The organism is Serratia silvae (assembly GCF_023282985.1).
Taxonomy (GTDB): domain Bacteria; phylum Pseudomonadota; class Gammaproteobacteria; order Enterobacterales; family Enterobacteriaceae; genus Chania; species Chania silvae.
Window position 1 is genome coordinate 1 of sequence record NZ_JAGQDC010000023.1, and the last position, 19362, is coordinate 19362.

Annotated in this window: 20 protein-coding genes; 8 read left to right on the forward strand and 12 right to left on the reverse strand. The window is 50.9% G+C overall.

All coding sequences use genetic code 11. The annotated features are described in order from the left end of the window. Positions 1-134: 134 nt before the first annotated feature. Positions 135-398 carry a GrxA family glutaredoxin gene (locus tag KAJ71_RS21045; RefSeq protein ID WP_248947481.1) on the reverse strand — a complete coding sequence of 88 codons (264 nt, stop codon included), beginning with the start codon at positions 396-398 and terminating at the stop codon, positions 135-137. A gap of 237 nt (positions 399-635) precedes the next feature. Between KAJ71_RS21045 and KAJ71_RS21050 the strand changes: the two genes are divergently transcribed. From KAJ71_RS21050 to rlmC, 8 genes are all read left to right on the forward strand, one after another. Next, positions 636-935 carry a YbjC family protein gene (locus tag KAJ71_RS21050; RefSeq protein WP_248947482.1) on the forward strand — a complete coding sequence of 100 codons (300 nt, stop codon included), beginning with the start codon at positions 636-638 and terminating at the stop codon, positions 933-935. 57 nt (positions 936-992) lie between these two features. After that, positions 993-1895, forward strand: coding sequence for a 30S ribosomal protein S6--L-glutamate ligase (gene rimK / locus KAJ71_RS21055; RefSeq protein ID WP_248947483.1), 903 nt, complete (start codon positions 993-995; stop codon positions 1893-1895). A gap of 173 nt (positions 1896-2068) precedes the next feature. Beyond that, entirely contained in the window at positions 2069-2548 is a 480-nt protein-coding gene (locus tag KAJ71_RS21060; RefSeq protein ID WP_024528635.1) for a type III secretion system chaperone family protein, read from the forward strand. Between the two features lie 394 nt (positions 2549-2942). Beyond that, positions 2943-4052 carry a spermidine/putrescine ABC transporter substrate-binding protein PotF gene (gene potF, locus KAJ71_RS21065; protein ID WP_248947484.1) on the forward strand — a complete coding sequence of 370 codons (1110 nt, stop codon included), beginning with the start codon at positions 2943-2945 and terminating at the stop codon, positions 4050-4052. Between the two features lie 159 nt (positions 4053-4211). After that, a complete protein-coding gene (potG, locus tag KAJ71_RS21070; RefSeq protein ID WP_121606445.1) occupies positions 4212-5345 on the forward strand; it encodes a putrescine ABC transporter ATP-binding subunit PotG in 1134 nt (377 codons plus the stop codon). Positions 5346-5369: 24 nt separating this feature from the next. Beyond that, positions 5370-6332, forward strand: a complete 963-nt coding sequence (potH, locus tag KAJ71_RS21075) for a putrescine ABC transporter permease PotH (protein WP_248947485.1) — start codon at positions 5370-5372, stop codon at positions 6330-6332. Further along, positions 6329-7174 (forward strand): putrescine ABC transporter permease PotI, encoded by an 846-nt coding sequence (gene potI / locus KAJ71_RS21080; RefSeq protein WP_021804974.1) that lies wholly within the window; start codon positions 6329-6331, stop codon positions 7172-7174. The genes potH and potI overlap by 4 nt, the downstream gene beginning before the upstream one ends. 144 nt (positions 7175-7318) lie before the next feature. Next, positions 7319-8446 carry a 23S rRNA (uracil(747)-C(5))-methyltransferase RlmC gene (gene rlmC, locus KAJ71_RS21085; protein WP_248947486.1) on the forward strand — a complete coding sequence of 376 codons (1128 nt, stop codon included), beginning with the start codon at positions 7319-7321 and terminating at the stop codon, positions 8444-8446. 38 nt (positions 8447-8484) lie between these two features. Here the strand turns inward: rlmC and artJ (KAJ71_RS21090) are convergent, their stop codons facing one another. The 11 genes from artJ (KAJ71_RS21090) to KAJ71_RS21140 all read right to left on the reverse strand — a co-directional run bounded on the left by artJ (KAJ71_RS21090) (position 8485) and on the right by KAJ71_RS21140 (position 18978). After that, positions 8485-9219 (reverse strand): arginine ABC transporter substrate-binding protein, encoded by a 735-nt coding sequence (gene artJ, locus KAJ71_RS21090; protein ID WP_248947487.1) that lies wholly within the window; start codon positions 9217-9219, stop codon positions 8485-8487. 191 nt (positions 9220-9410) lie between these two features. Beyond that, on the reverse strand, positions 9411-10079 hold the full coding sequence (gene artM / locus KAJ71_RS21095; protein ID WP_065685357.1) for an arginine ABC transporter permease ArtM: 669 nt from the start codon (positions 10077-10079) through the stop codon (positions 9411-9413). Then, positions 10079-10795, reverse strand: a complete 717-nt coding sequence (artQ, locus tag KAJ71_RS21100) for an arginine ABC transporter permease ArtQ (RefSeq protein ID WP_248947488.1) — start codon at positions 10793-10795, stop codon at positions 10079-10081. Before artQ ends, artM begins: the two co-directional genes overlap by 1 nt. 9 nt (positions 10796-10804) lie before the next feature. Next, positions 10805-11536 carry an arginine ABC transporter substrate-binding protein gene (artJ, locus tag KAJ71_RS21105; RefSeq protein ID WP_021804969.1) on the reverse strand — a complete coding sequence of 244 codons (732 nt, stop codon included), beginning with the start codon at positions 11534-11536 and terminating at the stop codon, positions 10805-10807. Between the two features lie 32 nt (positions 11537-11568). Then, positions 11569-12297, reverse strand: a complete 729-nt coding sequence (artP, locus tag KAJ71_RS21110; protein WP_248947489.1) for an arginine ABC transporter ATP-binding protein ArtP — start codon at positions 12295-12297, stop codon at positions 11569-11571. Between the two features lie 264 nt (positions 12298-12561). Then, entirely contained in the window at positions 12562-13110 is a 549-nt protein-coding gene (locus KAJ71_RS21115; protein ID WP_248947490.1) for a lipoprotein, read from the reverse strand. Positions 13111-13312: 202 nt separating this feature from the next. Next, a complete protein-coding gene (locus KAJ71_RS21120) occupies positions 13313-13597 on the reverse strand; it encodes a type VI secretion system PAAR protein (RefSeq protein ID WP_248947491.1) in 285 nt (94 codons plus the stop codon). A gap of 57 nt (positions 13598-13654) precedes the next feature. Beyond that, positions 13655-14536 (reverse strand): hypothetical protein, encoded by an 882-nt coding sequence (locus KAJ71_RS21125; protein ID WP_248947492.1) that lies wholly within the window; start codon positions 14534-14536, stop codon positions 13655-13657. A gap of 27 nt (positions 14537-14563) precedes the next feature. Then, positions 14564-16171, reverse strand: coding sequence for a hypothetical protein (locus tag KAJ71_RS21130; protein WP_248947493.1), 1608 nt, complete (start codon positions 16169-16171; stop codon positions 14564-14566). A 2-nt stretch (positions 16172-16173) separates the two neighbouring features. Continuing rightward, entirely contained in the window at positions 16174-16992 is an 819-nt protein-coding gene (locus KAJ71_RS21135) for a DUF4123 domain-containing protein (RefSeq protein ID WP_248947494.1), read from the reverse strand. Between the two features lie 18 nt (positions 16993-17010). Next, a complete protein-coding gene (locus KAJ71_RS21140) occupies positions 17011-18978 on the reverse strand; it encodes a type VI secretion system Vgr family protein (protein ID WP_248947495.1) in 1968 nt (655 codons plus the stop codon). Positions 18979-19362 lie beyond the last annotated feature (384 nt).

The following is a 19362-nucleotide window of genomic DNA, read 5'->3' on the forward strand; positions in this document are numbered from 1 at the left end:
TGTGCGTTTAAACTCGGTCATTATCACGTTCTCCGGATTTAAGTCGAAAACGTGTCAACGCTATTCAGGACGGGTCATAATCATAAAAAAGGCCACCTGTGTTCGGTGGCCTTTTTGCTGTCTTATCCTGCAACTTACTGGAACAGATTCAGGTTTTCTTTGGCATAGGCTTCAAAATCGGTGCAGCCGCCAATGTGGGTCTGATCGATAAAGATCTGCGGCACGGTTTCTACCGGTTTGCCCACGGTTTTTTCCAAATCGGCCTTGGTGATGCCTTCTGCGTGGATATCAACATAACTGAAGTTGAAATCGTCACGCTCTTCAGTCAATTTCTCTGCCAGCTCTTTAGCACGGACACAGTAAGGACAGCCTGGACGCCCGAAGATTACAGCAAACATGTAACACTCCTAGTCTGTTATTAATAATTAACCGTTATTGTAACGACATTCCTTCCGTCATAAAAAGACTTCAGTTGCGCTATCACTCACGTCTGTCGCTTACTATGCCCGTTGGTTGAGCTAAAAAAAAGCAGGATCTGCCTCTTGGTCTGATTTATAGAACCGATTAATCAACTAGGGCTGTTGCTGCGATGGCGAATTAACTACACTGAGCACAGTGAGTCTGGAGAAAAAAATATGCGTTCATTCGGTGACTTACCGCGTTCGGTGCTGGTGCTTGAAGGGCTGGGCATGGTGCTGTTGATACTCTCTTATCTGAGTATTCATGACTACGTGCGTTTGCCGGGCATGCTGGCTTCGCAACAGGCGGCGGTTGGCATGATCTTTATTGGCGTCTTCATGATGGTTCCTGCCGCTGCGTTTTTGGTGTGGCGCGTAGTTCAAGGGTTCAGCCCGCTATTGCGCGGTGGTCTGCCGCCGCAGAACGATCGGCGTACTCCGCCGAAAGATAAACAAGACCAGGGACCGCAAGACTAAACGCGGCTATGGGGAATGCCTGCCAATGCAGGTGAGCAACGCCTTTAGGGGTGACGAGTGAAAATTGCCATTCTTTCACGCGATGGTTCGCTGTACTCATGTAAGAGACTGCGCGAGGCCGCAGAGCAGCGTGGGCACCATATCGATGTTATCGATCCGCAGTCTTGCTATATGAATATCAACCCGGCGGCACCAAGCATTCATTATCGTGGCCGCCAGTTGGAACGCTATGATGCGGTGATCCCGCGTATTGGTTCCGCCATTACGTTTTATGGCACCGCCGTGCTGCGCCAGTTTGAACTGCTCGGCAGCTATCCGCTCAACGAGTCAGTGGCCATTACCCGAGCGCGTGACAAGCTGCGTTCGCTGCAACTGCTGGCGCGCCAGGGGATTGACCTGCCCATTACCGGTTTTGCGCATTCGCCGGATGATACCGGTGATTTGATCGCATTGGTGGGTGGTGCACCGCTGGTGGTGAAGCTGGTTGAAGGGACTCAGGGGATCGGTGTGGTATTGGCCGAAACTCGCCAGGCGGCGGAGAGCGTGATCGACGCCTTCCGTGGCCTGAACGCCCATATCCTGGTGCAGGAGTATATCCGTGAAGCCAACGGCTGCGACATTCGCTGTCTGGTCGTTGGCGGCAGGGTCGTTGCCGCGATTGAACGCCAGGCAAAGCCTGGGGAGTTTCGTTCTAACCTGCACCGTGGTGGCACGGCCCGTAAAGTGCATATCACCGGCAAGGAGCGCGCTACGGCGATCAAGGCCGTGGAGACGCTGGGGCTGGATGTTGCCGGGGTTGATATCCTACGTGCCGATCGTGGCCCGCTGGTGATGGAAGTGAATGCATCGCCGGGGTTGGAAGGTGTTGAAACTACCACCGGGTTGGATATTGCAGGCATGATGATCGAGTACATTGAGCAACGAGCCCGGCCTGGCTTTCGTCTGAAATCTGGCGGATGAGAAATGGCGCTTTCCTCTGTTGCGCCAAGCGTATACGTGGGATAGCTGCTGTGGATACTCGTGGAATGTTGTCGCATTAGTGAATTAAGCGGCTTTGATCGTGGCATCTCGATTGAATATTCCGTAAGCTATGCGCCTTTTCATATTTTTGAACCCTGTGAGGCTGGTAATTTATGGATTCACTCATCGTCCCCGATTTGGCGTTATTACGACGTTGGTTGGATCAGTTGGGGATCTCGTTTTTTGAATGTGATTCTTGCCAGGCGTTACACCTGCCGCACATGCAAAACTTTGACGGCGTATTCGATGCCAAGCTCGATCTGGTGGATAACGTGATCCTGTTTTCCGCGCTGGCCGAAGTCAAGCCAACCGCACTGATCCCGCTGGTGGCCGACCTCAGTCAAATCAATGCCAGTTCGCTGACCATCAAGGCCTTTGTTGATATTCAAGACGATAACTTGCCAAAGCTTATCGTGTGCCAATCGTTGAGCATTGCTGTAGGCGTGGCCTATGAGCAGTTTGCCCACTTTATGCAACAGGGCGAAGAACAGATCTCGATGGTGATCCTGGAAGCCAGGGCGAACGATCTGCTGTTTATGGGTGATGAAGAAGAGAACCCGGCTACCGTAGCCAGCCAACCGATGCTGCATTAATTTTCGCTGTACATTATGTGTGCCGCAGATCTGGCGGCACGCAGCCCGGACTTTCCCCCACAACCAGATATTCTGCGTTTCTCCCTTATTGCCAGATATTTCTCGTCTTTTAGGGCGTTATTGCCGCATCACATACAGAACCCGTGCATAATTAATCGATAAAAGGCGTTTTTTACCCTGGAGGCTGGCACCGTCTGGCAACTCCGGTTATGCTGCTGATCTTGCTAAAGGCTCACGCTCCTGTTTGTGACCTCGTGAACTGGCAGGTGAGAGAATTGCATGCAATCAACTGCATAGCTATTCACTCGCGATCGCAACGATTGCGCTCGGTTAATCAAAGGCGTTGTATCATTTCAGGATACAAATTTACCCCTTGTTTTGGAGGAAGTTACGGATGGTCACCCAACGTAAAAAATGGTTATCGGGTGTGGTTGGCGGCTTGCTGATGACGGCTTGTCTCACCGCGTCGGCCGCAGACAACACGCTGCACATCTACAATTGGTCCGACTACATTGCGCCGGATACCCTGGCCAAATTCCAGAAAGAAACCGGCATCAAAGTGGTGTATGACGTCTTTGATTCCAACGAGGTTCTGGAAGGCAAACTGATGGCGGGCAGCACCGGTTATGACTTGGTGGTTCCTTCCTCCAACTTCCTTGAGCGTCAGTCCAAAGCCGGTATTTTTGAAGCGCTGGACAAGAGCAAGATACCTAATTACAAAAACCTTGATCCCGAGATGCTGCAACTGGTTGCACATAACGACAAGGATAATAAGTACGGTATCCCTTACATGATGGTGACCACCGGCATTGGCTATAACGTTGATAAGGTCAAAGCGGTGTTGGGTAAAGATGCTCCGGTCGATAGCTGGGATCTGCTCCTCAAGCCGGAAAACCTGGAAAAGCTGAAAAGCTGTGGTGTCTCCTTCCTGGATGCGCCAAGCGAAGTCTATGCCACCGTCTTACATTATCTGGGCAAAGATCCTAACAGCACCAGCGCGGAAGATTATACCGGTGCGGCCAACGACCTGTTGATGAAGCTGCGTCCGAATATCCGCTACTTCCACTCCTCCCAGTACATTAACGATCTGGCTAACGGGGATATTTGCGTGGCCATTGGCTGGTCTGGCGACATCATGCAGGCCGCCAACCGTGCCAAGGAAGCCAAAAACGGCGTCAATGTGGCTTACTCCATCCCAAAAGAAGGGGCGCTGACCTACTTTGACATGTTTGCGATGCCAGCCGATGCCAAAAACAAAGATGCGGCCTACCAGTTCCTGAACTTCCTGCTCAAGCCGGAAGTGATCGCGGATATCAGCAACCACGTGTTTTATGCTAACGCGGTGAAAGATGCAACGCCGCTGGTGAATGCCGAGGTGCGTGATAACCCGAACGTTTATCCACCGGCAGATATTCGCGCCAAGCTGTTCACGCTGAACGTGCAGTCGCCAAAACTTGACCGTGTTGTTACCCGGGCATGGACTAAAGTTAAAAGCGGGAAGTAAATACCCGTCGTCTTTCAAGCTGCAGCGTTTCGCCTAGCTTTAGCTCGAAATCCATAGGGTATTGATAAGCAGACGGGACTATAACCCGTCTGCATTGCCATTTTGGGCCATGGCAATTGCTGTGGTTGTTCGTATTGTTTTAGCCGGAGAGCACCCCGATTGAACGACGTTATCCCTCGTCCGCTAGCCAAATCGCAGAAGGTTTTCACCCCTCTGCTGGAAATCCGTAACCTCACCAAAACCTTTGACGGCCAGAACGCGGTAGAAGACGTCAGCCTGACGATCTACAAGGGCGAAATCTTTGCGCTGTTGGGGCCTTCCGGCTGCGGAAAATCGACGTTGCTGCGCATGTTGGCCGGTTTTGAACAGCCGACGGAAGGGCAAATTGTCCTCGATGGTCAGGACATGTCCCATGTGCCGCCATACCAGCGCCCGGTCAATATGATGTTCCAGTCCTATGCGCTGTTCCCCCATATGACGGTGGAGCAGAACATCGCGTTTGGCCTCAAGCAGGACAAAATGCCGCGCGCGCAAATTAACGAACGCGTCACCGAGATGCTCACCTTGGTGCATATGCAGGAATATGCCAAACGTAAGCCGCATCAGCTTTCCGGCGGGCAACGTCAGCGTGTGGCACTGGCGCGCAGCCTAGCCAAACGGCCGAAGCTGTTGCTGCTGGACGAACCGATGGGGGCGCTGGATAAGAAATTGCGCGATCGCATGCAACTGGAGGTAGTGGATATCTTGGAGCGCGTGGGCGCGACCTGCGTCATGGTGACTCACGATCAGGAAGAAGCGATGACCATGGCTGGCCGTATCGCCATCATGAACCGCGGCAAGTTTGTGCAAATCGGTGAGCCGGAAGAGATCTACGAGCACCCGAACAGTCGTTTCAGCGCCGAGTTTATCGGTTCGGTCAACGTGTTCGATTGCGTGTTGCAGGAGCGGCGGGACGATGCACTGATCCTGCAAAGCCCGGGTTTACGCCATGCGCTCAAAGTCGATCCTGATTCTTCGGTGGTAGACGGCGTGCCTATTCAGGTCGCGCTCCGCCCGGAAAAGATCATGCTGTGTGAGGAAGTGCCGGAAGACGGCTGCAACTTTGCGGTGGGTGAGGTGGTGAACATCGCCTATCTGGGCGATCTGTCGATCTACCACGTTAAGCTGCTCAGCGGGCAGATGATCAGTGCGCAGCTGCAAAACGGCCATCGCTTCCGCAAAGGCATGCCGACCTGGGGTGATGAAGTGCGCCTGTGTTGGGAAACCGACAGCTGTGTGGTTCTGACGGTGTAGTTGAGAAAGTGAGGAGTAACCACCATGACATTGCTTTCTGAACGTTCGCCGGAGCCTCCGGCAAGAGTACCTGGCCCGATTAAGGCGTTTATCCAACGTTTGCAGATGGCCCATGGCCGCAAGCTGGTGATCGCGCTGCCGCTGCTGTGGCTGCTGCTGCTGTTTATGTTGCCGTTCCTGATCGTTTTCAAGATCAGCCTGTCTGAGCTGGCCTTGGCGGTACCGCCTTATACCGATCTGATGAGTTGGGCAGACGGCAAACTCGATATTGCGCTGAACTTTGCCAACTACCTGCAACTGGCCGACGACCCGCTATACATTGATGCCTATCTGCAATCTCTACAGATTGCGGTGGTTTCAACGTTGTGCTGCCTGGTGATCGGCTATCCGCTGGCGTGGGCGGTAGCGCACAGTAAGTCGTCGACCCGTAACATTCTGCTGCTGTTGGTGATCCTGCCTTCCTGGACGTCATTCCTGATCCGCGTGTATGCCTGGATGGGGATACTGAAGAACAACGGGGTGTTGAACAACTTCCTGATGTGGCTGGGGGTGATCGATCAACCATTGGTGATCCTGCATACCAATCTGGCTGTGTATATCGGCATCGTTTATTCCTATCTGCCATTTATGGTGTTGCCGATTTATACCGCGCTGACGCGCCTTGACTATTCGCTGGTTGAAGCCTCGCTGGATCTGGGGGCCAAGCCGTTGAAAACCTTCTTCAGCGTGATCATGCCGTTAACGCGTGGCGGTATCATTGCCGGCTCGATGCTGGTGTTTATCCCGGCGGTGGGGGAGTTTGTGATCCCAGAACTGCTCGGCGGGCCAGACAGCATCATGATTGGCCGCGTGCTCTGGCAGGAGTTCTTCAATAACCGTGACTGGCCGGTCGCCTCGGCGGTTGCCACCGTGATGCTGCTGTTGCTGATTGTACCTATTCTCTGGTTCCACAAGCACCAGAACAAGGAAATGGGAGGGCAGGGATGAATAACTTGCCGGTAGTGCGCTCACCGTGGCGCATAGCGATTCTGGTGGTCGGTTTCACCTTCCTCTACGCACCGATGCTGATGCTGGTGATCTACTCGTTCAACAGCTCCAAGCTGGTTACCGTGTGGGCAGGATGGTCGTTCCGTTGGTATATCGAACTGTTCCACGATTCGGCGATGATTAGCGCGGTCGGCCTGAGTTTGACCATCGCGGCGGCTTCTGCCACGGCGGCGGTGATCCTCGGCACCATTGCCGCGATGGTGATGGTGCGCTTTGGGCGTTTCCGGGGGTCGACCGGGTTTGCCTTTATGCTCACCGCACCGCTGGTTATGCCAGACGTGATCACCGGTTTGTCGCTGCTGCTGCTGTTTGTGGCGATGGGGCACACCTTTGGTTGGCCTTCTGAGCGCGGGATGTTCACCATCTGGTTGGCGCACGTCACCTTCTGTACCGCCTATGTGTCGGTCGTTATCAGCTCGCGCTTGCGTGAGCTGGATCGTTCGATTGAAGAGGCGGCGATGGATCTGGGGGCGACACCGCTGAAAGTGTTTTCCGTGATCACCTTGCCGATGATTGCCCCGGCGCTGATCTCCGGCTGGATGCTGGCGTTTACCCTCTCCTTAGACGATCTGGTGATCGCCAGCTTCGTGGCCGGGCCTGGGGCCACCACCTTACCAATGTTGGTATTCTCCAGCGTACGTATGGGGGTTAACCCGGAGATCAACGCCTTAGCAACGCTGATCCTGCTGGTCGTGGGGATCATCGGGTTTATTGCCTGGTGGTTTATGGCGCGGGCGGAAAAACAGCGCGCGCGTGAACTGCAAAGGGCCGCTCGTGGCTGATGCTGTTGGCGATTCATCGAGCTTCAAGCGCCGCCTGACTGGGCGGCGTTTTATCTTCTCCTGGCCTGGTAAATAAGTTTTTGTCTGCGTTGGGTGGTACAATCTGCGCCCTCACTGGTCATCCTGATTTAACGGTTACTATTCATGCATTGCGCTTTGTACTCGGCGGGTACCTGCCGTTCCTGTCAGTGGTTGGAAAAACCCTATCCCCAGCAACTGGAAGAAAAACAACATCATTTGCAATCCTTACTGGCGGATCGCGATGTCGTGCAGTGGTTGGAACCGGTGACGGGTGAAGAGAGTGCATTTCGCAACAAGGCGAAAATGGTGGTCAGCGGTAGCGTTGAGCGTCCGCTGCTAGGCATGTTGCACCGTGATGGCACGCCGGTAGACCTGTGTGATTGCCCGTTGTATCCGGTCAGTTTTGCCCCGATTTTCGCGGTCTTGAAAGACTTTATTCCTCGCGCTGGTTTAACGCCTTATAACGTGGCGCGCAAACGTGGCGAGCTGAAATATTTACTTCTGACGGAAAGCACCTTCAGCGGCGGTCTGATGCTGCGCTTTGTGCTGCGTTCAGAGAGTAAGCTGGCGCAACTGCGTGCGGCCTTGCCTTGGTTACAGCAGCAGTTGCCGCAGTTGAAGGTGATCTCCGCCAATATTCAACCGGTGCATATGGCGATCATGGAAGGCGAGCATGAAATCCCGCTGACTGAACAGCAGGCGCTGGAAGAGCGGTTCAACCAGGTGCCGTTATACATTCGCCCGCAGAGCTTTTTTCAAACCAATCCGCAGGTGGCCAGCCAGCTGTATGCCACCGCACGGGAATGGGTACGGGCGCTAGGGATCGCTAGCATGTGGGATCTGTTCTGTGGCGTTGGCGGTTTCGGGTTGCATTGCGCACAGCTGCAAACCAGGCTGACCGGCATTGAAATCAGCGCAGAGGCGATTGCCTGTGCCAAACAGTCGGCGCAAACTCTCGGTTTACAGCAGGTGGATTTTCAGGCGCTGGATTCGACCCGATTTGCTACTGCTGAGGGAGAGGTTCCTGAGTTGGTTTTGGTGAACCCGCCGCGCCGGGGAATTGGCAACGAGCTGTGCGATTATCTCAACCGCATGGCGCCGGGTTTTATTCTTTATTCCAGCTGCAATGCGCTAAGTATGGCGAAGGATTTGGCGATGTTGCCCGATTACCGCGTTGAACGTGTGCAGCTATTTGATATGTTCCCGCATACTGCCCATTACGAAGTATTGACGCTGTTGGTGCGGAAATAATGGCCCTCCAGCGAGGGCCATTAGTCTAGCGGAGCGGGTTACTGTGGGAACCACTTATCGTTAATCGCCTTGTAGGTCCCATCCGCCTTGATCGCGTCCAGCGCAGCATTCAACTTGGCCAGTAGTGCCTGGTTATCCGGGCGCACGGCAATGCCCAGGCCGGTACCAAAGTACTGCGCGTCGGTTACGTGCTCGCCTACGGCAGCCAGTTCCGGGTTATTCTTCAGCCATTCATTAACCACTGCAGTGTCACCGAACACGCCATCGATACGGCCATTTTTCAGCTCCAGCACGGCGTTTTGGTAGCTGTCATAAGACACGGTATTAATTTCTGGGTGCTTATCCTGCATGTATTTCTGATGCGTGGTGCCGTTCTCCATCCCTAGCTTTTTGCCTTTCAAATCCGCCAGCGTAGCGAACTTGCCTTTCTGAGCAATGACGATGGCCGAGTTGGCATAATAGGGCTGAGTAAAGCTAACTTGCTTGCTACGCTCTGGCGTGATGTCCATACCGGAAATCACCGCATCATATTTTTTGAATTTCAGCGCGGCGATCAGGCTGTCAAAGGCCTGGTTAGTGAAGGTGCAGTCAGCCTGCATCTGTTTGCACAAGGCCTTGGCCAAATCGATATCGAAACCGACGATCTGGTTATTGGCATCCAGAGATTCAAACGGCGGGTAGGTCGCTGAAGAGGCGAAACGGATAGTGTCTGCGGCGGCAGCGTTAAAGGTGATCCCGGCGAGAATGGTGGCGGCAAGTAACAGCTTTTTCATCGGTACGGCTCCTGTCGTAAATTTGATTTTGTCTCGCCACCTTTTTTCTGACAACGCCCCAAGGGCATTGTGAGTGGCTATGCCGATAACAATGCCATTTAGTGAATTACTATGCAATATATATGACTAGAAAATTATTTTAGCCATAAAAAAGCCCTGCGCGTGGCAGGGCTGGTTCAGCGAGGCTTGGCTCAGTTACGCCGTTCAAACGCCAATGCGCGGCGTTCAACCATACGCATCAATAATGTCAGCAGGCCATTCACGCACAGGTACACAATGCCAGCGGCACCGAAGACCATCACGTCATAGGTTCGACCATACATCAGTTGGCTGTAGCCCATCACTTCCATCAGGGTAATGGTATAGGCAAGCGAGGTACTCTTGAACACCAGAACCACTTCATTGGAGTAGGATGACAAGGCACGTTTGAAAGCATACGGCAGCAGAATACGCAGCGTTTGCTGACGTGACATGCCCAGCGCTTCACAGGATTGCCATTGGCCCGCCGGGATAGCGCGTACCGCCCCATGGAACAGCAGGGTGGTGTAGGCCGCACTGTTCAGCGCCAACGCAATCATCGCGCAGAGCCAGGGTTGCGACAGCAGGTTCCACAGCCAGGGATACTCACGGATCGCCGGGAACTGGCCAGGGCCGTAGTAAATCAGGAAGATCTGCACCAGCAACGGCGTACCGGTGAACAACGTAATGTAGACCTTCACCAACTGCGTCAGCACCGGGGTTTTTAACGTCAGGATCACCGTCAGCACTAGCGACATCAGCAAGGCAACAATCAGTGCGACAATCGTCAGAGACAGACTGGTATGCAAGCCTTTAATGATTTCGGGGATGAATTCAAGCATCAGGCTGGCCCCTGCTCAAAACGCGTTGTGCGTAGTTCGATCCGCTTAAGGATGTACTGGCTCAGCAAGGTAACAACCAGATAGATCGCCGCCGCAATCACATACCAAGTAAACGGCTCCTGGGTGCGTGTGGCAATACTTTTGGTCTGCAACATCAAATCGTTAACGCTGATCAACGACACCAGCGCGGTATCTTTCAGCAGCACCAGCCACTGGTTGCCCAGCCCCGGCAGCGCGTGACGCCACATTTGCGGCATGATCAAGCGGAAGAAGATGGCGGTCTTGCTTAGCCCCAGAGCCTGGCCGGACTCCCACTGGCCCTGTGGCACCGCTTTCAGCGCCCCACGCAGCGTTTGCGACGCATAGGCAGAATAGAGCAGGGCCAGAGCGATAACGCCGCACAGGAACGGGCTGACTTCGAAATTATCGATGGACAGCTGTACCGGCAGTTGGAACAGGCCGAAGTTCAGGACGAAGCCGTCGGACAGCACCATCAGCAGCTGTGAAGAGCCGAAATAGATAAACAGCACCACCAGAATTTCTGGCAAGCCGCGCAGCAGGGTCACCCAGGCGGTACCGAGCCAACTGACCGCTTTCCAGCGGGATGACTCCCAGACGGCAAACAGCATCGCCAGGATCAGGCCGAGGACCAGGGCACAAACGGCAAGGCCGACGGTCATCCCGGCGGCGCTAGCTAAAGGTTGGATTTCATTCATGGATAATGATTACTGCTGGAACCATTTTTTGTAGATGGTTTCGTAAGTCCCATCCTGCTTGATTTTATCCAGGGCAGCGTTGAATTTGCCCTGCAGTTCGGTATTTTGCAGGCGCATGGCAATGCCCAGACCGCTACCGAAATAGTCTTTATCCGTCACTTTATCGCCCACGGCGGTCAGCGCAGCGTTCTCTTTCAGCCACTCGTTAACCACGGCGGTATCACCGAACACTGCATCAACACGGCCATTTTTCAGATCCAGAATGGCGTTCTGATAGCTGTCGTAACCCACGGTGGTGATTTCCGGGTGTTTATCGGTAAGGAATTTCTGGTGCGTGGTGCCGTTTTGCACGCCAACGCGTTTGCCTTTCAGCGCGGCCACGTCGGCCACTTTGCCTTTCTCGGCAATAAACAGGGCCGAGTTATCGTAGTAAGGTTTGCTGAACAGCACCTGCTTTTCGCGTTCTGGGGTGATATCCATACCGGCCATTACCGCGTCGAAACGCTTGAACTTCAGGCTTGGGATCAGGCTGTCGAAGCCTTGGTTGGTAAAGGTACACTCAGCCTGCATCTCTTTACACAGAGCATTGGCCAGATCGACGTCGAAGCCCTGGATCTTGTTATCCGCCGCGACAAATTCGAACGGAGGGTAGGAAGCTTCGGTAGCGAAACGGATAGTTTCGGCTGCTGAGGCAGAAACGCTGATGCCAGCCAGAACGGCGGCGATTAGTAGTTTTTTCATCGCAAACTCCCAGAGAACAGCAAATATGGCTATTAGTGTGATAAGTAATTGGCAAACTCTACGGTTTGCGGTTGTGCAAAGAGGCTGGCATCGCCCTGTTCGACGATATGGCCATTTTCCATATACACCACGCGGCTGGCGGTTTTACGCGCGACTTCAACCTCATGGGTGACGATCACCTGAGTAATACCGGTGCCCGCCAACTCGCGAATGATGCTGACGATCTGTGCGGTAATTTCCGGATCCAGTGCGGCCGTCGGTTCATCGAACAGTAGAACCTGAGGTTCCATCATCAGCGCACGGGCAATGGCTACGCGCTGCTGTTGGCCACCAGAGAGATGGAGTGGGAAACGATCGGCAAAATCGGTCAGGCGTAACCGGGTCAGCAACTTGTCGGCACGCGCCATCGCTTGTGCCTTGGTCAGGCCAAGAACGCGGCAGGGCGCTTCGATCAGGTTTTGCACCACGGTTAGATGTGGCCAGAGATTGTACTGCTGGAACACCATGCCCACGTTTTGGCGCAGTTCGCGGATGGATTTCTCCCCCGGTGACTGTTTAAAGTCGAACTGATTGCCCGCGATTTGCAGGTGGCCAGAGCGTGGCATTTCAAGCAGGTTAAGCACCCGCAGCAGCGAACTCTTACCCGCGCCGCTTGGACCAAGCAGCACCAGAGTCTCGCCGGCAGGGCAATCCAGTGTAATGTTAAACAGCGCCTGATGTGCGCCGTAAAAGCAGTTGATATCGTTTAGTTGAATACTCATGCGCTGAAATTGAATAGACATTGATGCCGAGAATGGTAACTTCCACAGAATACTTATGCAATCTTTGTGAGTTAAAATTTATTAGTACGTCGCAGAATGACTAAATAATAGCAGAAGATACCGTGAGCGCTGGCTGAATGGCGGATTTGTCGCGCACACTGTGATATAGCTAGCTATTTTTCTCAAGCTGATGGAATTTTGAGCATTTCTGAGGAGGTTAATTGGCAACCGGGTAAGACGTTACCCCCGGTTGCCATCTCGGTATTACTGGTTCTCAAGGACCTGACGCAGTGTACCGCTGGCGGCATGTTGCGGGATGTTGAGGAAGCGGATGTCGTCCACCACCCAGCAGGTGCCTTCACGTACCATCAGCACTTCATCCTGCCAGTTGATTGCACTGGCACCCTCTTTCTGGTGGGTCAGCTGTACGCGCAGCGGGATGTTTTTGGCATCGGTGTTAGGAATGGTGGAAGCGCTAGCAACCGATGCGCTGGTTGGCCCCTGGGCATTGCCAGAGAACAGATCGCCAGTGATGGTGTGTTTGCCAGGGTGCTGACCGGCACTGACCAGATCCTGATACAGCACCTGGCTCAGGTAAGGCTGCAACTGTGCCAGACGGCTGCTGTCCGGCAGTGCGGTGCTTGGACCTTGCTGAATGCGCAGGTCATAGAATTTCTGGGCCACCGTATCCGGGCCACCTTCCACGCAGGCGCCGGTGCGAACGCCAACATCCTTAAAGGCCGGATCGACGGTGGTACAGGCGCTTAAGAACAGGGCCAAGGGTAAAACAACAGCAAGCGTTTTTGTTTTCATCTCATAACCTTATGTAAAAGTCTCTCAACCATGAAGACCGAAAACCTCGGGACTAGCCTACAGTATAAAGGCGTTTTTGGTCCTTGCATTGGTGCTATGTGCCATTGTGCCACAGAACATCCGCTTAAATTAGCTGTCATAACGCAGCAATGATTTGATTTTATGAGGAGTTCTTGATGCCGTTGATTGGTTTACATCAATGCTATCCAATATTCACCGTACCGCTGCCAAGCACCATCCCCCCGCAGTCAATAGAGTCACCGGATCTGGCGGCGGCTTTACCATCAACAAAAACTGTTGTAGATCCTGAGGCTATTTTACGCGGGTGTAGGGGATGATTCGGTCTGCTATGGGGAAGTAAAGCATCCCCAACACGAGCCAAGCCGTGGTTATCCGCTTTCACCGTGGAAGAACCACTAATAACTACCGTTGCCGGGAAGCCATCATGGTCAGTTCCGATATCTCCTATTTTCACCGCTTGTGTCATATGTTTCCCTTTACTTTATGTATGTGGCATAAAAAACCTGCCACGATTAATCTATTATCAGCGTGTTAGTACCATTTTCCCATTAATCAAGGAGAAATAGGGGGCGTAGCCTGAAACAAAATCGCCATTTTTATCTAAAAGTTGCAAGGGTGAATTTCCCCGACTATCCAGCTTAACCAGACGGCCATTGTTTATGCTGATAAGTTCATATTCATCCCAGTTAATCGGCTTTGCAGAATCTATCTTTGGTAATCGATCTTCAAATAGTGATTGATACCAACTACCTGAAGGTAAAGATTCAGCCACTTCTTTTTCACTAAAAGAGAACTGAGCCATTCGCTGGATACCGGTGGCATCTTTATTTAACATAAGCTGCCTTAATTCCATATACGCTTGGTGTAATTTGGTCATGTTTTCGACATTAGGCTCAAAAGGTGTTGCTTTTGTCCAGGCCCATTCAGGGATACCTTGAATAGTAAAATTGCGCTTTACTTTATAAAGAAAAGTATCTTTCACCATACTCTCAGTAACCATGGTACCGCTTTCTTTTGGAGAAGAGGCCCCAGTTGGCTGAGATTTTTCATTGGACGTAGCAATAATTTTTGCTATCTCCGTCTCGCCTTGTGGGGTTGCAGCAGTGATCCGTAACTCACATTTAGCATCAGAGGGATAAGTATCATCTCCATCGAATGCCCCTAGTCCGGCGACTGCTACTGAGAGACTGTTTTTACCATTCATGAGGTAAGGTGTGATATTTACACCAGAGGTAAGGGGACCTTTCTCATAGTAATTATAGAACGTTTCCGTATCATTAACGTACGTGATACAAATAGAGTTATAAATATTAAAGTAAAGTAGATATTTAACCGGTGGCATTTTACTCCCTCCCAACACTGATGATGAAAATAGGCTTAACAATAAAAAAAGTTCTTTTTTCATTTGGCTACTCGCTATCGTCCCTGCGGCTTATCCGCTTAGCTTAATTCGATATGTTGATTCAGCTTTGGTCAACCCCTTATGGATCTTCCAGACTTTTTTGTTTTTACCCTTGAAAGGATCGCTGGTAGTTACTTGAGTGGTTGTGCGCCCAGTGACAACACCTCTGTCATTTCTTTTCGGTGCTGGCCTATTCTGAGGTTGTTTATCCTCCCCGATCCCATACTCCACCCAATACTCGGCCTGCACACCATTATGATAAAAAACCAGATACAGCTCTTTATTTTCCGGCAACAAGCCAAAGCATCCCTCAGCCTTCATTCCGCCACCGGCTTTAAAGTAACCGCTGATAAATCCTATTTTTGCTCCTGCCCGCAGGGTTAAATCCGCTGCAATGCTGAGTTTGCCTTCCAGTCTTTCATCGGCTTTGTAGCATAACTCTAGATTCTCATCAGTTTCCACGCTAAACTTGGTAGAGAGCGAGCCGGAAACAATCAAGTCAAATACCGCGCCCAAATAGGCCCCATTACGTCCAGACTTAACGCCACTCTCGCCTGCAGCCCCAGCTTCCCGTAGTACTTCAACAAAGCGTTGAGAACCATACTGAGCAGCGAAAGCCTGAATCAAGTCAATGGTGAATTTCACTCCGACTAGTGGGTCAAGTCCTACGCTCACCTTACCCCTCAAATAAGGCTGGGTGGTTTGCTTGGAAAAGGCTAGTTCATGTGTGCCATTAATTTTCAGCTTCGGATAGGCAAATTCACTCCTGAATATGGGGTAACCACCGCCGTCCTTGGGGGTACTAAACATCTTCCCCACCGTACTCAATGCCTTATCCGCATGGTCCAGCAATGAGAGCTTGTTTTTATAACGTGCAAACTCCTTTTTAAGCGTATCGGATTCTTTTTTGATTTCTGGCAGGTTGCCATAGATCACACTGGCTGACCCGTTGATACTTATCCCGGTTTGAACGGATTGTTTCCCCGTGCGTCGAGTCCACCCAGTGTGATTGTCTCCTTTACCAGATTGTTGGTTACTGTCACGCATTATTTCCCGTCGTTCATCTGCGGTGAGCTCTTTTACCTCAGACTCCAATCCAATCGTCACATCCATACTCAATTTATAATTTGGGTAAATCTGTATCTCACTGTCACTGACCGTATACGTTCCTACTTGAACTGCCGAGGAAGGGCTTGCCTTCACCAATGGATTCCCCTGGCACTCTGTGACGCGAAAGCGATATAGGGCAAAGGGTAATTGTTTAAAATTTGCTAACAGCACCAGTGTGATCAATGAAACAATATTGTATTTTGAGCTGAGTTCATTTTGATTTTTTTCTTCAGTATACTTAAGTTGGTAGGTTTTATTTCCTACGACCGTTTTGTAAACCTGTCCATATTGATCGTAAATAATCCCTTTAGGACAATCACTGTGTTTGCCAATGCAGCCTTTGCTTATAACATTAATCTTAACATCGGCACCTTCGCCTTTGCTGTCATGTGCAGCAATGTTTGGCAAATTTCCTTTTTGATTATAGGTATAAGTCGGTGCACCTTTGATGTTCGATGTAATATCAATCTTGCATATACAACTGTTGGGGAGATCACAGTCACACACAGCTTTCCCTGCTCCCATCATTATTATCCTTCTTCTAAAAGTGGCACGGAGCCAAGTTCGTCGATTAACAACAGCTCGGCATTGACTAGTCCCGGAGCGCCCAAAGACTCCAAGCGTGTTGTAATATATTCTGGAACATCACTTAACTGGTTATACCCTCTGGCGATAAACAAATTAGCCAACCCGCTGATGACTCTATCATCGGTAATGTCCCGTTGCTGAAGATAATAGAATAATGCTTGGGCAAATGGATGATAGTTATCATCAGTATATCGCTTGGCATTTGTTTTCATTCTTGCTGCTAACTTATTAATGTAACGCTCTTCAAAAGCCAAGTTGAAACGCACTAACTGATCTGGTTGTAAAACAAGCATTTTCTGCCGGGAACGTGCGTCGGCAGGGAATGCTGCACGCCGAGTAGTGAAATCACTCGCAATTTCAGTGCCTTTGCTTACTGTGACAATCGTCTTGATAGGACCGAGAAAGTGGTGTAATTGCCAATCAGATAAAACATCGCAGAGCAATTCGATATTACGTGGGTCATAGAAGCGAAAAAAAACCGGTTTTTCTTGGTCAGGGATCAGTACCTGAAGATACTTGCGTAAATGCTGGCGCAGCGTTTTCAAATCCGCCTCCGACATCAGATAGTATCCCCATGGGGTGTCTCGAGTGGTGAGCCAACGTTTAACTTCCTTGGTGACCAGAACCAGATAAGGTGCTAGTTCGACCAGCTCTGGCTGTACGGGCTCGGCATACAGGCAGGAGGCAGGGGGATCTAGCGCCTCTAACATAGGCAGGAGTCCTTTTTCCATGGCTCCATCGATAACGGCATAAGAAATCATGTCCAGTATGTCTCCTTTTTACTTGTCGGCATTTGGGCAATGTGCGACGAACAACGCTCCTTCTGCCGCCGCAGCGGCAAGTACCCTTGGGCTACTGGGCAAAGCCACTTCACTGGCAGCCCCTCCGCTATTCAGATTGATCATAGGGGCCTTAATATCAACACCGCCCGAGTGAATGGCAATAAAGCTGCCGCCGACTCGGAAAGTGATTTTACTGTCGCTATGGAACACCAGCTCATTACTAACATGCATCCCCACAGAACCGTCGATTTTTTGCGACAAATCGCCTTTGATATGGAGGTGGTTGTCCCCTTCTATAAGCTCAATAAAATTACCCGTGGTTTTTTGATCCTGCTGTCCTTCTACAGTCAAGGTTCGGTTGTTGGCGATGACAATCTCTTCATCATGGCCTATGCTGCTACTTCGGTTGTATGCCACCCGTTCATCTTTGGAGTTGAGTACCCGTATGGCCATGTTTTTCTGTGCATGAATAAAGACTTCTTCGTTATCTTTTTCATCCTCAAAACGCAGTTCATTAAACCCATCCCCTTTGTGGGTTTGTGAACGGATCGACATTTGGGTTTTGGTCCCGGGTAAATTACCGGGGGGCAAGTTGCTGGCGTGATAGGTCCTGCCAATAATCACAGGCTGGTCTGGATCACCATTCAAAAACTCCACTATCACTTCATGGCCAATACGTGGGATAGCTGACATTCCCCATCTTGGGCCTGCCCATGGATGGGATACCCGGATCCAACAGGAGCTGGTGTCATCTGTTCTCCCTGAGCGATCCCAGAGAAAACGAACCTTAACCCGTCCGTAGTTATCACAAAAAATTTCTTCGGTATCCGGACCTGTAACAATTGCAATCTGTGCACCATCGATACGCGGTTTCGGCAGCACATGGGGGCGCCAGGTTTGAATATCTGGAATAAAGGCGAATTGACAAACTAATGTTGTTCCTTGCCCACCGGTTGCCTTTTCCAGTGCTTGAGGTTGCCTGCCAATGTGAGTTGCCCCGCTGATTTGCCAGCGTCGATTGTTGCTCTCCAGCGGGTGGTTTTCCAATATAAAACGTTTGCCGGGTAGCAATGCTGGGCTATTGCTGGTCCCTTCCCCTTGATGGGCATCGTTGCGTAATGCTTGAACTCGCCAACGGGCAAAAGCTTTGCCTGCAGAGTCTTTATAGCGGCCAGGATAATCATAATGCATATATCTATTTGGCTGATGTTCTGTATCGCGGCCATAATCACGATATTCTGCGCCCCATAGGGGATCCTTAAAGGTATAATCTTTTAGCAAGACTTCAGAAGTGCGTACGCTTTCTCGGCGACGAAAACTGGTAATGCATAACTCGTCAGCTTGTTCTGTGCTGCTGGGGTAGTAGGGTAATGTAGGGCCATCCTCAGATGAGGCACTATCATCGAAAAATACCACTGTGTGCGTGTTGTTTCCATGCTCAAAGAGGTAGTAAATCCCTTCCTCTGCGGCGAGCCTGTTTATAAACTCAAGATCGCTTTCATCATATTGAACACAAAACTCACGGACACCATGGAGATGACGAAAAGCGTGATCGTAATCGCTGATTTTATTTTCTTTCAGCAGGGTCTCCAGTATGGTCAGAAAGTCCTGTTGCTGAAAAATTCGCGAGCGTCGCCCTAACCCTGCTCGCCAAAGCATGGGGCGGACACTAAGCCGGTAACAGGTCTGATGACGTCCAGTATCCCCTTGTTCGACGGAACTGATTATGCCATTGACGATGCGTAGCACCTCGGTATTGCGCCAAATGGTTAGAGTTGCGTTATTATCCAGAATTGAATGAAATTCCACACTGGGATTACCACTTGCGACTTCGAGTTCCAGCTCAAAAAGGGCAGAAAGTTGCTCATGCAAAGTATAACTCGATACTACGAAAGTATCAGGTGGTAGGCTACCTACACTGAGCGTAAACCTCAAACCCGTTGCATCCTTGCCAGTATCCAACATATGATTTTCCTTAATCTAAAGCGTTACTGCATCAGAAGCCTGCGATCTGCCATGTTTTGTGAGATTTTATAAATATTCAAATTAAAACAGTAGGATAATGCGAGGTGAGCGCTACGTCAATCTTGGGGAAGCATATTGATTCAACAATACTAGATGTCAGTAATGTGATTTTTAGTAAACTATATTTTTCTATCGTTGAAGAAGAATAAACCAGGCTTTTGTTCTGAGTGGATAACGTGTTGAAATCTCATCTTATTGTTTAATATTGATTTTGCTTATGAATATATATAGGGTTATCTGTACCCGTCATACTTTAATCATCAAATGTTAGTGGCAAGCGGTAAGAGTCAACTGCTGAGCGACAGCGCCGTTTACACGTTGAAA